11 protein-coding genes are annotated in these 12182 nt (G+C 61.1%); 2 read left to right on the top strand and 9 right to left on the bottom strand.

Features of this window, described 5'->3' with window-relative positions:
* Window positions 1–51 precede the first annotated feature (51 nt).
* The 6 genes from RYH70_RS07765 to RYH70_RS07740 all read right to left on the bottom strand — a co-directional run bounded on the left by RYH70_RS07765 (window position 52) and on the right by RYH70_RS07740 (window position 5850).
* Window positions 52–1473, bottom strand: coding sequence for an ATP-binding response regulator (locus RYH70_RS07765; RefSeq protein WP_097058801.1), 1422 nt, complete (start codon window positions 1471–1473; stop codon window positions 52–54).
* On the bottom strand, window positions 1466–2635 hold the full coding sequence (nosP, locus tag RYH70_RS07760) for a nitric oxide-sensing protein NosP (RefSeq protein ID WP_022994043.1): 1170 nt from the start codon (window positions 2633–2635) through the stop codon (window positions 1466–1468). The genes RYH70_RS07765 and nosP overlap by 8 nt, the downstream gene beginning before the upstream one ends.
* A 73-nt stretch (window positions 2636–2708) precedes the next feature.
* Window positions 2709–3410, bottom strand: a complete 702-nt coding sequence (locus RYH70_RS07755) for a response regulator (protein ID WP_022994042.1) — start codon at window positions 3408–3410, stop codon at window positions 2709–2711.
* A gap of 201 nt (window positions 3411–3611) precedes the next feature.
* On the bottom strand, window positions 3612–4079 hold the full coding sequence (locus RYH70_RS07750) for a PaaI family thioesterase (RefSeq protein WP_022994041.1): 468 nt from the start codon (window positions 4077–4079) through the stop codon (window positions 3612–3614).
* Between the two features lie 43 nt (window positions 4080–4122).
* Window positions 4123–4932 (bottom strand): IclR family transcriptional regulator, encoded by an 810-nt coding sequence (locus RYH70_RS07745; protein ID WP_031228102.1) that lies wholly within the window; start codon window positions 4930–4932, stop codon window positions 4123–4125.
* A 129-nt stretch (window positions 4933–5061) separates the two neighbouring features.
* Complete coding sequence (locus RYH70_RS07740) at window positions 5062–5850, bottom strand: SDR family NAD(P)-dependent oxidoreductase (RefSeq protein WP_022994039.1); 789 nt, start codon at window positions 5848–5850, stop codon at window positions 5062–5064.
* A 333-nt stretch (window positions 5851–6183) separates the two neighbouring features.
* Between RYH70_RS07740 and RYH70_RS07735 the strand changes: the two genes are divergently transcribed.
* Together RYH70_RS07735 and RYH70_RS07730 are read left to right on the top strand one after the other, a co-directional pair.
* Complete coding sequence (locus tag RYH70_RS07735) at window positions 6184–7608, top strand: aldehyde dehydrogenase family protein (protein ID WP_022994038.1); 1425 nt, start codon at window positions 6184–6186, stop codon at window positions 7606–7608.
* 148 nt (window positions 7609–7756) lie between these two features.
* On the top strand, window positions 7757–9148 hold the full coding sequence (locus RYH70_RS07730) for a sigma 54-interacting transcriptional regulator (protein ID WP_055100570.1): 1392 nt from the start codon (window positions 7757–7759) through the stop codon (window positions 9146–9148).
* Between the two features lie 3 nt (window positions 9149–9151).
* Here the strand turns inward: RYH70_RS07730 and RYH70_RS07725 are convergent, their stop codons facing one another.
* The 3 genes from RYH70_RS07725 to RYH70_RS07715 form a co-directional block, all read right to left on the bottom strand.
* Window positions 9152–10132, bottom strand: coding sequence for a carbon-nitrogen hydrolase family protein (locus RYH70_RS07725; RefSeq protein ID WP_063140154.1), 981 nt, complete (start codon window positions 10130–10132; stop codon window positions 9152–9154).
* 290 nt (window positions 10133–10422) lie between these two features.
* The gene (locus RYH70_RS07720; protein ID WP_317010001.1) at window positions 10423–11340 is read right to left on the bottom strand and encodes an SMP-30/gluconolactonase/LRE family protein; all 918 of its coding nucleotides are present in this window, start codon (window positions 11338–11340) and stop codon (window positions 10423–10425) included.
* Window positions 11341–11379: 39 nt separating this feature from the next.
* Window positions 11380–12180, bottom strand: a complete 801-nt coding sequence (locus RYH70_RS07715) for an SDR family NAD(P)-dependent oxidoreductase (protein WP_022994034.1) — start codon at window positions 12178–12180, stop codon at window positions 11380–11382.
* Window positions 12181–12182: the final 2 nt, after the last annotated feature.

The raw sequence follows: 12182 nt of genomic DNA, 5'->3' as shown, positions 1-12182 counted from the left end.
TGGCGTCTTCGCTTTGCTGAACTCAAAGGCAGCGGCTTCGTAGTGGCTTTTTCAGGATCCAGGCCCTCTACCGACCAGAACATGCTGTAGCGCCAGCTTCAGCTTCATCGGTTTTACCGGCTTATACAGCAACATATAGCCGTGGGTGGCGCAGCGCTGCTTCAGTTCCTGTTCACGGTCGGCGGTGAGCATGATCACCGGTAAGGGTTCGCTGCGTGCCGCGTTGATCTGTCCGGCGACGGTCAAGCCATCGTCGGTGTCCGGGTCCAGATGGTAATCCATGATCAACACCTGAGCATCCCCCGCGCCAACATCCACCTGCTGGCGCAGTTCCGGCAGGGATTCCGCCGCCACCACCTGGCAGCCCCACTGTTCCAGTAAGGTGCGCATACCGGCGCAGATGGCTCTGTCGTTGTCCACCACCCAGACCCGCAAGCCGGTCAAAGCGGAACGCTCCTCCGAGGACTGCGCCAGGGCCTGCTGGCCGGCCTGACTCAAAGTGGTCACGGGCAATCGCAGCAGGAACCGGGAACCCTGGTTTTCCCGTGACGTCACCGACAACGGATGCTCGAGAATACGGCTGATCTTTTCCACGATGGATAGCCCCAGCCCCAGACCGCGCTCGTGATACTCCACCGCCCTCTTGCCGCGCTTGAACTCCTGGAAGATGGAACCAATCTGATCCTGGCCGATGCCAATGCCCGTGTCCGCCACCCACACCTCCACTTCGGCGCCACGGCGACGGCACCCCAGCAGCACCGTGCCACTGTCGGTGTAACGGATGGCGTTGGAGAGCAGGTTGCGCATGATACGGCTGAGCAGTTGTGGATCCGAACGCACCACCAGGGAGGTGGGCACATAGCGGAAACGGAGCCCTTTCAGCGCCGCCATCTGTCTGAATTCTTCCGCCAGCACATCCAGCAACTGGCTTAACGGGAACGCCATGGTTTCCGCGGTGACCACCCCGGCATCCAGTTTCGAGGCATCGGACAAGGTGGTGATCAGCGATTCCAGATCGCGCAGCGCGGTGTCGATATGATTCAACATCGGCGACGCCCGTTCATCGGAGTCTTCCTGCAAGGCGCTGGTGAACAGACGGGCGGCATTGAGCGGCTGCATCAGATCATGACTGACCGCCGCCACGAATTTGGTTTTCGACAGATTGGCCTGCTCCGCTTTATCGGTGGCCTCTCGCAACCGCTGCTCCACCCGGCGGCGCTCCTCGATCTCCGCCATCAGTTGGCGGTTGGTTTCGCGCAGCGCCTGGGTGCGCTCACGCACCTGCTGGGCCAGGACCACGGAATGCTGAAACGCCGCATAGGGGGCGGTGGGGGCCATGCCGCTGCCCTCCACGCGTTCGATCAGAGCATCGCAAATCCGCCGGAGGCGGGCATTCTCCGCCATCAGACGCGCCTCGTGCAGATCCCAGGGGGACTGGCGGGCGTTGTCGGAATCTTTGCTGGTGTCAGCCATTACCGGCGCCCATCTTTCGCCCAATCACCACGCCGGTCAGGGTGTGATTGATGTGCATGCCGTTATATTGCTCGCCATAGGTGCAGAACCCCACCACCCGGTGCTGGCGCAACAGCTCCGAAGCCTGGGGAATCTCCTCATCGGCCTCCAGTTCCGCCCGGCGCAGACAGCAATCACAGCCGATCACCACCCAGGGCGGCCCGAGCCGCGACTCAATGTCATCCAGCGTATTGGTGAGATTGTCGTGCAGCGAGGCATTGCGCATGGCGGTAAGCACGATGCCGTTCTCCACCGCGCAATAGAACGACAAGCTCATGTCCCGATTGGCCTTTTGAATGGCGCGGGCGTAGTAGTGATCGTTGATGCGTACCGCCAGCGGGTAGCGGGCGAATACCACATCATCGAGCTGTTCCACCGGCACCCCGACCAGGCGGGCATAGGCCAGCGCCGCCGGTTCCGCGTCCAGTTCGTGCACCACCCGTCGTTCGGCATCGGCGGCGGTGACCACCAGCTTGGGCGTGGATGGGTGCAGATGGTGAGTGCTGAAAACCTCGAAATCCAGCGCCGTGCTGATCATCACGACGATGGCGGCGTCGCTGTAGAAACGGCCATCGCAGTAGACATAAGTTTGCGCCAGACGATAGTCATCGCCGGCGGAGCCGCCGAAGCTGGGAATCGATCCCAGTGCCGCATTCAGCGTGGCGATGACGATCTCCTCGTTCACCGACAGCCCATCGAGCAACGTCAATACAAAGGTATTGTTCTCGTCGGGCGTCAGGCCCTGGGCCCGCTCCCGGCATTGTGTCAGCAGACCATCGGTGAGTTGCTGGGCGTCGAGCAGGCCGAAGCCGTCCATGTGCTCGATCAAATGATGGCCGGCGGAGAAAAAGCGGGCATCGAAACCGATCGCCACCAGTGTATTGCGATCATAACCACGGGCGGTGATTTCCCCGGCGGAGGTACAGCCACATAGGGGCAAATTCTGGAATTCGCCGTTCAGAGCACCGGCGAGGCGGTCCAGATCGTACTCGATGGAGCAAAAAAACAGCACGAATCCCAGATTGGGATGAATCAGACTCTCAGCGATCTGGCGCGCCGCCACCTGTTCGTCGCGGGCGTCGCTGTAGGCGGTCAACACCGCCTGTGGCGGGGCAGCGGTCATGGTCTACTCCCGGATACTTGTTGTTATTTACCCGGCTTTCGTTACCCGGTTCATGCGTTCCCGGCGGCCGAGGCTACCGGGGACTCACCGCCGAATCCCGCGCCGTTACCGAAGGCGCTTTCAGATAGGCGGAAAAATCGATATCACTGGCGGACAGGATCGCCTGCACGCGATTGGTGGCGCCGAGCTTGCGCAGTATCGCCGAAACGTGAGCCTTGACGGTACTCTCGGCGATATTGAGCTTATAGGCGATGACCTTGTTGGATTCGCCCTGGGCCATGCGCTCGAACACCTGCAACTGTTTGCGGGTCAGTGTCTCCAGCAACGCCGGCAGGAATGAGGGGTCATAGCGCCCCATTGCCGCCCCGGCCCCTTCCGCCCGGATAATATGCGAAGGCAGATACACCGAGCCGTCAAGAATCTGCCGCAGCGCCTGAATCATCTGTTTGCGGGGCGAGGATTTGGTAATGAAACCCACCGCGCCATAAGTGATGCATTGCAAAATAACGCTTTTTTCTTCTTCCGCCGAGACGATCACCGCCGGTACCGTGGGAAATTCGTTGCGCAGCCGCACCAGGCCACTGAGCCCCTGCATACCCGGCATGTGGATATCCAGCAGCACCAGGTCCAGGTCGTCGTTGTCGGCCACCAGGCGCAGCGTGGAATCCAGATCCGATGCTTCCAGCAATGTGGTGCCGGGGAAACCATCGTCGATGACGCGGGCGATGGCTTCACGAAACAGCGGATGATCGTCGGCAACCAGAACCTGATACATGGGGGTTCCGCTCCTGCCTCAATCGGTCCAAGGTCGGAGTCCCCGCCCGCGGCGTCGCCGCCGGCCAGGGACACTTATACCATCGAGCATAGCACAGGGTTTTGACGGGCCTCGCCATCAAATGAGGGAATTAGCCGAAAGTACTATAAGGACGCGACTTAAGGATTAGCGGAACGCCGGCGAGGAAATCACGGGCTTGCCTCAGTAATCCACCACCACGCCCTTGGGATCCTCGGAGCCGCCACGCAGGCGGAAAGTCCCTTCACCGAATGCCAGCAACCGGTCGTTGGCATCCAGCACTTCCATGGACGAGTTGAAGATGCGGTTGCCGCCGGCCCGCTTCACGCCGATGGCGCGCACCAGACCGGGACCGGCCTGACCGGTGAAGGTAGTGGTCAGCGACAGGGTCAGCGCCTTGCGCACCCGCCCCGGATAGGGGCAATAGGTGCCGGAACAGGCTCCGGACACGTCCAGCAACGTGGCCAGCACACCGCCGTGAATCACATTGCCCAGATTGAGGTGTTTCTCCACCACATTGAGCCCCAGCACCACCCGGTCTTCTTCCCACTCCAGAAAATGGAAGCCAATGGTGCCCAGAAACCCGTGTTTGAATTTTTCCGCGGCCTGGTTCAGGGCCGGCACCGCGTCCGGCGTCAAACTACTGCTCACTCATTACTCTCCCGGACCGGACGCGGGGTCGGATCACCGCCCATCACACGTCCCGGCCCTGCAACATTTCCTTGACTTGTCCCACCAGCTCCTTGAGCCGGGGGCCGAGATTTTCCACCAGAATCCGCCGGCTCAAGCGCAGCGAGGAACCGCCGCAATTGAACGGAATCACGGTGGAGTCGTTATCCAGCACCAGGGGAACCCCGACGGCGCTGATATCGCGGTTCCATTCCCCATCGGAGGTGCAGAAACCGTATTCTTCATATTCGCGATAAGCCCGCTCCAGCCCTTTCTCCCACTCCGGCCAGCCTTCCGGATCGTGCTCGCGGATCAAACGGTGATGAGTGGCGCGATCCTCTTCGGAGAGACCGGCCAGATAGGCCCGGCCCACCGCCGACCCCGCCATCGGCACCCGTGATCCCACGGTCAATCGCAGTACCAGCGGCCCGCTGCCCTGGCACACCTGGATGTAGCTCATCCACGGACCATTGGGGGCGGCGATCGCCACCATGCAATCGGTGGCGTCGGCCAGGTCCTGCATGAACGGTCGGGCGATATCACGGACGCCTTCGCCGGCCAGATAGCGGTAGCCCAAATCCAGCACGCCGGGGCCAAGCCGGTACTTCTCCAGCCGCTCCACATAACGCAGGTAGCCCAGTTGCGTCAGGGTGGCGGTCATCCGCGATACCGTGGGACGGGGAATATTGGTGCGTTTGGCCAGCTCCGCGTTACCCAGGTAATCGTCGGAGGGACCGAAACAGCGCAGGATTTCCAGTCCCCGCGCCAGGGCGGTGACGAAATTCCGGTCTTTCTCCGCCGACTGGGCCTCTTTACCCATAGGGGCTCGTCGCATTGTGTTCTTTCCTCGGTCAGGCTTCGGGATTATGGCGAGCGGGTTTATCCCGCTCTTTCTTTATGAATGAATCTTATAGTTGTCGATAAAAGCGCCAAATATACCAGACTAGCCCGGTACCCGCGTCAATCAGACTTTCATACCAGGCAGGTTCAACGAGGCGGTATTACCACCGTCCACCGCCAAAGCCTGACCGGTGACGTAACTGGCGTCGTCGCTGGCCAGGAACGCCATGGCGGCGGCGATTTCGGAAGGGCGCCCATAGCGGCGCAGTTCGCAACGGCTGCCCAGCTTTTCTTCTTTGTTGTTTTCGCGGGCGTAATCGAATACCGGCTTGGTCATGCCGGTCTCGATCAACCCCGGGCAGACCGCGTTGACGCGAACGTTATAGCCGCCCAGATCACAGGCGGTGGTTTTGGTCAGGTTGATCACGCCGGCCTTGGAAGCGCTGTAGGCGTTCCCGCCAGCGCCGGAGCGAATGCCCGCCACCGAGGCGGTATTGACGATGGCACCGCCGCCCTGCTCTTTCATATAAGGCGCCACCGCGCGGATAAAGAACATGGGACCGAGCAGATTCACGGAAAGGATGGTGTTCCAGTTGTCGGTGTTGTTGTCGGTCACCGGAGAGTGATCGTTACCGGCGGTGCCGGCGTTATTGATCAGAACCTGGATGCCACCATGGGAAGCGGCGATGTCATCCACCAGCGTCTTCACCGCCTGCTCGTCGGCCACGTTCACTTCACGCAACGTGGCCTCGGTGCCGGCGGGCAGCGCCGCCCGGGTTTCCTCGAGGCCGGCCAGGTTACGGTCCACCAGCACCAGGCGCGCGCCTTCCTCGGCGAAACGCAAGGCGGCGGCACGGCCAATGCCACTGGCGGCACCGGTGATCAAGACGGTCTTCTGATCGAAACGGTTCATACACTCTCCTCGTTTGTTATTCGGAACCGGGGTGGTGGAGACCACGACGCAACGCCAGGGCTGAAACAGGGTCAGCGGAGCGGTTCTGATTGGGAGCGTCCGGGTAAAAGGCGGTGTCGGGTGAAATCGTCACCGGGTCGAGACCGATTCCCTGTTGCGTTGGGGGTTCCTTGGATTGTCGTTTTCCAGGAAGATGACATGAGCGGGCCGGCCGGTCAACATTTTGGAATAGTGTTTCATTAATTTGTTTTGACCCTCTGGCCGCCCCGGGGGCATTGTATTGCCCCTGTCCTCTGAATAACTGTATACCTCCAAATAACAAGGAGCACTCTCATGGAGAATCTGGCTCGGTTTTATATTAATGGCGCCTGGGTAAAACCCGGCGACGACGCCCGGGAATACCCCGTCATCAACCCCGCTACCGAGGCCTCCGAGGGCACTCTGTATCTGGCTGGCAAAAGCGACACCGACCGTGCCATCCAGGCCGCGCGCGACGCGTTCGACGACTTCGCCGCCACTCCGGTGGAAGAGCGTCTGGCGCTGCTGGAAAAAATCCTGGCCGCCTACAAACGCCGCCTGGACGACATGGCCGACGCCATCAGCCGGGAAATGGGCGCGCCACGCCACGGCCTGGCCGCCAAGGTGCAGGCCCCCACCGGTCTCGGCCACCTGGCCACTGCTCTGGAAGTGGCACGGAATTTCGAATTCGAAACCAACACCGGCAAAACCCTGATCCGGCATGAGCCGGCCGGCGTGGTGTCCATGATCACGCCCTGGAACTGGCCCATGAACCAGGTCACCTGCAAGGTCGGCCCGGCCATCGCCGCCGGCTGCACCATGATTCTCAAACCCAGCGAGTTCGCGCCGCTGTCGGCCTGCGTATTCGCCGAAATCATGGACGAAGCCGGAGTGCCCGCTGGCGTCTTCAACATGATCTATGGTGACGGCGCCGAGATCGGCCCGATGCTCTCCTCCGATCCGCGCGTGGATATGGTGTCCCTGACCGGCTCCACCCGTGCCGGGGCGTCGGTGAGCCGTGAAGCCGCCGATTCTTTCAAGAAGGTGTCCCTGGAACTGGGCGGCAAATCCGCCAACATTCTGACCCCTGACTGTGATCTGGAAAAAGCGGTCACCCATGGCGTCATGTCAATGATGACCAACACCGGACAGAGCTGTAACGCACCGTCCCGCATGCTGGTGCCGGCGGACAAACTGGCCCAGGCCGAGGAGATCGCCGCCAAGGTATGCGCCTCCATCAAGGTGGGCCCTTCCGCCGAGAAGGATACGCAGATGGGGCCCATCGCCAACGCCCGCCAGTTCGAGCGAGTGCAAACGCTGATCCAGCGTGGCATTGATGAAGGCGCCAAGCTGGTTTGCGGCGGCCCGGGCAAACCGGAAGGTCTGGAGCAAGGCTACTTCGCCCGCCCCACTGTGTTCAGCGAAGTGAACAATCAGATGACCATCGCCCGTGAGGAAATCTTCGGGCCGGTGCTGACCATGCTGCCCTACAACACCATCGACGAGGCGGTGGCCATCGCCAACGACTCCGACTATGGATTGTCCGGCTATGTCTACGCCGCCGACAAGGACGAGGCCGCCGCCATCGCCCGCCGTCTGCGTACCGGCATGGTGCATCTGAACGGAGCTCAACTGGACCTCAACGCGCCGTTCGGCGGCTACAAGCACTCCGGCGTCGGCCGTGAATGGGGCAGTCACGGCCTGGAGGAGTTCACCGAGGTGAAATCCATCATGCTGTAATACCCAAGCGCAGTTGGATCGTGGTCCTTTCTTTATATGGGGGGACTCTGTATGAGTGACCTTGTATGAAGAGGACCGCGATGCCTGCTCCCCACCCATACCCTCTTCCACGCCCCTCTTCCACGAAAATGAGAAACGGAGGCGTCCCATGACCGTCTCTTTGTCCGATATCACCAGAGCGGTGGAATCCTCTTACGACGGCATCTGGATCACCGATGCCATCGGCAACACCCTGTTCATCAATGAGGCCATCTGCCGCATCACCCGCCTTAAACGGAAGAATGTGGTTGGCCTGAACATGCGCACCCTGGTCGATCGGGGCATGTTCGACGTCAGTGCCACCCTGCTGGCATTGGAGAAGCAGGACGTCGTCACCATCCTTCAACACGTCAGCACCGGGGTGGAGACCATCGTCACCGCGACACCGGTATTCAACACCGACGGCACTATCGACAAAGTCATTTCCAACGTGCGCGACATTACCGAACTGAGCGCGCTGAAAGAAAAGCTGAAACGGGCCGAGGCCCGCAACCTGGCCTATCAGAACGAAATCGCCCGCCTGAAATCCCGGCTCGACGAAGACGGCAAACTGATCGCCGAAGACCGGACCATGCAAGCAGTGATGCGCCAGGCCGAACGTATCGCGGCCTTTGAAACCCCAGTGTTACTGCATGGCGAACCCGGATCCGGCCGGCATCGTCTGGCCCGCTGGATCCATGATCACAGTGAGCGGCGACACCAGCCGTTCATCAAACTCGGCTGCGGCGCTTTGCCCGAGGAGCGGTTGGAGCGGGAACTGTTCGGCAGCGAGGAGACCGACGACACCCAGGGCGCGGCGCGGGTGCGGCCCGGCCTGTTGGAGCTGGCCCGGGGCGGCACGCTCTATCTTGAGGATATCGCGGCCCTGCCGGTGGCGATCCAGATGAAGCTCGCCAATGCCTTCGCCTGCGGAGTCCATTATCGCCACGGCGGCAACAAGCCGGTTGAACTGGATGTGAGAGTGCTGTCCTCCAGCACCGACGATCTTGAGCAGCAACGCCGTCATGGCCGTATCCGCGACGACTTGTACTACCACGTCAACGTGTACCGTATCGACATCCCGCCACTGCGCCAGCGCCGCAAGGACATTCCGCTGCTGGCCCGTCAATTTCTCGACCAGTTGGCGAAACGCTACGGCAGGAAAATCGGCATCTCCACGGCCCTGTTGGCGAAACTTCGCGATGCACCCTGGAATGGCAATATCCGCGAATTGCGCAATACCATGGAGCGCCTTTATGTGAACAGTGAAGGCCCCACCATTGTCAGCGGCCTGTCACCAGCGGAAGGCGCCCCCCATGCCGCGGAGGGCACGCCGGAAGAGGCGTCGCTGAAACGCATCCTGGAAGACACCGAACGGCGAGTTCTGCAGCAAGCCTACTCACGGTACGAAACCACCTACGGGGTGGCCAATGCGCTTGGCATCAGCCAGACCTCCGCGGTGAGAAAAGCGCGCAAGTACGCCATCAAGGTGCGCCAGCCCGGCCGGCCAGGACTGGTCTGAACGTCAGTCATCGAACTCGAAGCTGACGGGTTGGGGACGGGTATTGGAAAAGCCCGTCACCGGCCGCTTGCTGCCGTCATCGATGACCAGCCGCGCCACGTCCGGGCGGGCGTAATGCCCAACGCAGTCGATCATATGTTTGGCTTTGCGGATATCCCCCAGATCCAGGTCCGCGTAGACAATGCCTTCCTGGTCGGTCATCGGCGTGCCGACGGGCTCGCCAAACGGGTTGTACACCGCCGCGATACCACCGCCCACGGCGAAGGTGTCCTTCAGTTCCGGGCACAACTGATGATAGAAGCGCACTTCCTCCTCGCCGATACAGGAAGACGACGCCACCACGAAAGTCTGCCCCTCGAAAGCAATGAAGCGGCACACGGTATCGATGGTGCGGGTCCGGTCACGGGGCTGGCTTTTGAAATTGGAGCCGGGCCAGTTCGCCACATGGATCTGCAGCCCCTGGCTATAGAGCGCGTAACGAGACAGTGCCATGGAGTTCTCGTAACAAATCAGGCCGCCCAACCGCCCTATTTCGGTGTCCAGCACCAGCAGATCGCTGCCATCGCCTCGGCCCCATAACGTGCGCTCCTCGCCAGTGGGCACCAGTTTGCGGCGCAGGCCAATCAGATCACCGCGGTTATCGATGAACGCCTGGCTGTTGTACAGAGTATCGCCACCGATTTCATTGATACCGATAACCACGTGAATATTACGGCGGCGCGCCTGGTAGCAGATCGATTTGAACACGTCACCGTGGACATCCACCGACTCCCCGGCCAAACGCTCGTACAGCTCGAGACGCTTGACGTTATCCACCGCCATCCAGATCCACCACGGATACATGGGCAGGAAGGTTTCCGGGAACACCACCAGCGAAGCGCCCTTGTCCGCCGCTTCGTTGATAATGTCGCAGCACTTCTTCGCCGTGGCCTCCAGATCGAAGATCACCGGGGACGCTATCACCGTGGCTATCTTGTGTTTCATCGCCGACCTCGCTCGTCGTTATTGTTGGATCATTCGAGCTTAGCCGCCGTAGGGCGATGGCTTCATTACCGGAATCGAACCGCTTCTGGTTTGATTTCGGGAGGGCGTGGGAGGGGTTGAAGGCGCCGTCTCGTCGAAACGGTGCGTGCGCGGGAAAAGAGTCGCTTTCTACTCAATAAGTTTATTTTGACTTATTGGATTCGCCTGCGGGGCAGCCCCCTACGAGGGCTCCGCAGAGACCTCCGTAGGAGCCTGTCGGGGCGGCTCTCCGCCTGCAGGCGAATGGCTCCTTATTTATTAAGAAAATTCAGCGCCAGACCGGGCCTTTCCCACGGCACCGCCACCAACCTTCCGGAGCTGGACAGGGTGATATAAGCGGTGCGCAAATCCTCGCCTCCGAAGCAGATGTTGGTGGTGATGGCATCGTCGGTGGGAAAATGACGGATGCTGGAGCCGTCGGGAGCGAAAATGGTGATACCCGGGTTGAAGATGGTCGCCACGCAAACATTGCCGTCACCATCCACCGCCAGGGAGTCAAAGAAGTTCAGCCCCGCGGGGGAGCCGACGAAGCGCCCGGGAAAGGGCCCCGGCGCCCGTTTGATTTCCCCTTCCCCGGCGATCTCGAAGGCCCACAGGCGACCGGGAATGGTGTCCGCCACGAATACGGTTTTCTCATCCGGTGACAACCCGACACCATTGGGACTGACGATGGGGAACACCACTTCCTTGACCATGGAGCCGTCGGCCCTGGCGTAGTACAGACCACCCCGGTCCTGAGTACGGCCACGTCCCTTACCCAGATCGGTGAACCAGAAACCACCGGCTTTATCGAAAACGATATCGTTGGGCCCCTTGAGCGGTTCGCCGTCCACCTCGGTGTACAGCACTTCAACCTTGCCGGTGCTCAGGTCAATGCGTTCGATGCGGCCACCGCTGTAGTCCTTGGGCATATCGCCGGGAAACAGCAAGCCGTTTTTTTCGTGGAAGCGCATGCCACCGTTGTTGCACACATAGCAGGCGCCATCGGGACCGATGGCGGCGCCATTGGGGCCACCGCCGGGCTCGGCCACCACCTCCTTGCGGCCATCGGGCAACACCCGGGTCAGGCGGCCGGCGGCGATTTCCACCAGAATCACACTGCCGTCGGGCATGGCGACGGGACCTTCGGGAAACTGCAGGCCCTCGGCGATCACGGTCATCTCGGACATACGGCTCGTCCTATGTTTGTTATGGAATCGGCGGAAGCCTCAGGGGTTCTCGTTGAACATGGCGATACGGCCGCCATCCACCACCAAATCATGGCTGTTGATGAAGGAGCCTTCATCGCTGGCCAGGAACACCGCCGCATAAGCGATATCATCGGCAAAACCGGAACGGGGCATCGGCGTGGCCTTGGCCAGGTTGGCCTGCAACTTGGCCATTTTCTTTTCGTTTTCCTCATCACTGAGGTTTTGAGCGCGCTGGGAACCGCCCCAGAAGATCGGCGTGGCCACGGCGCCCGGCGAGATCGCGTTGACACGGATGCCATAGGGGCCGAGGTCCGCGCCGGCCAGACGGGTCATGTGCGCCACCGCCGCTTTGGCGGCGGAGTACAGATACCCACCCTGGTTGCGGCGGTGTCCGGCGATGGAGGCGTTGTTGATGATGGCACCGCCACCGCTGTCCTTCATCACCCGCGCGGCGTGCTTGATACCGAATGCCGGCGCGCCCACCAGCAGCCGCATGATATGAGCGAATTCGGCTTCGTCGAAGGACTCGTAGGAAGTACGGTCACCGGCACCGGCATTGTTGAACAGGCAGTCCAGACGGCCAAACTTGTCCACGGTGAAATCCACCAGGGCGGCAATATCCTCTTCCTTCATGACGTCGGTGCGTTTGAACACCGCGCGTTCGCCCAGTTCCTTGGCCAGTTCCTGCCCCTTCTCCTCGGAGCGGCCAGCCAGCACCACGGTGGCGCCCTGCTCGATGAAGCGGTGCGCGGTGGCTTCACCAATACCACTGGTGGCACCGGTAATGATGGTGATTTTGTCCGCCAAACGATTGCTCATGA

The sequence above is a fragment of the Alloalcanivorax xenomutans genome (genome assembly GCF_032810065.1).
In the GTDB taxonomy this organism is placed as follows: domain Bacteria; phylum Pseudomonadota; class Gammaproteobacteria; order Pseudomonadales; family Alcanivoracaceae; genus Alloalcanivorax; species Alloalcanivorax xenomutans.
The sequence above is the reverse complement of the archived record's forward strand: the minus strand, read 5'-3'. Positions and strand labels throughout refer to the sequence as shown.

Bases quoted from the DNA above. Each gene is read 5' to 3' on its own strand.
- RYH70_RS07715 (WP_022994034.1), bottom strand. From the start codon at position 12,180: ATGAGCAATCGTTTGGCGGACAAAATCACCATCATTACCGGTGCCACC.
- RYH70_RS07730 (WP_055100570.1), top strand. From the start codon at position 7,757: ATGACCGTCTCTTTGTCCGATATCACCAGAGCGGTGGAATCCTCTTAC.
- RYH70_RS07735 (WP_022994038.1), top strand. From the start codon at position 6,184: ATGGAGAATCTGGCTCGGTTTTATATTAATGGCGCCTGGGTAAAACCC.
- RYH70_RS07755 (WP_022994042.1), bottom strand. From the start codon at position 3,410: ATGTATCAGGTTCTGGTTGCCGACGATCATCCGCTGTTTCGTGAAGCC.
- nosP (WP_022994043.1), bottom strand. From the start codon at position 2,635: ATGACCGCTGCCCCGCCACAGGCGGTGTTGACCGCCTACAGCGACGCC.
- RYH70_RS07740 (WP_022994039.1), bottom strand. From the start codon at position 5,850: ATGAACCGTTTCGATCAGAAGACCGTCTTGATCACCGGTGCCGCCAGT.
- RYH70_RS07745 (WP_031228102.1), bottom strand. From the start codon at position 4,932: ATGCGACGAGCCCCTATGGGTAAAGAGGCCCAGTCGGCGGAGAAAGAC.
- RYH70_RS07720 (WP_317010001.1), bottom strand. From the start codon at position 11,340: ATGTCCGAGATGACCGTGATCGCCGAGGGCCTGCAGTTTCCCGAAGGT.
- RYH70_RS07725 (WP_063140154.1), bottom strand. From the start codon at position 10,132: ATGAAACACAAGATAGCCACGGTGATAGCGTCCCCGGTGATCTTCGAT.
- RYH70_RS07765 (WP_097058801.1), bottom strand. From the start codon at position 1,473: ATGGCTGACACCAGCAAAGATTCCGACAACGCCCGCCAGTCCCCCTGG.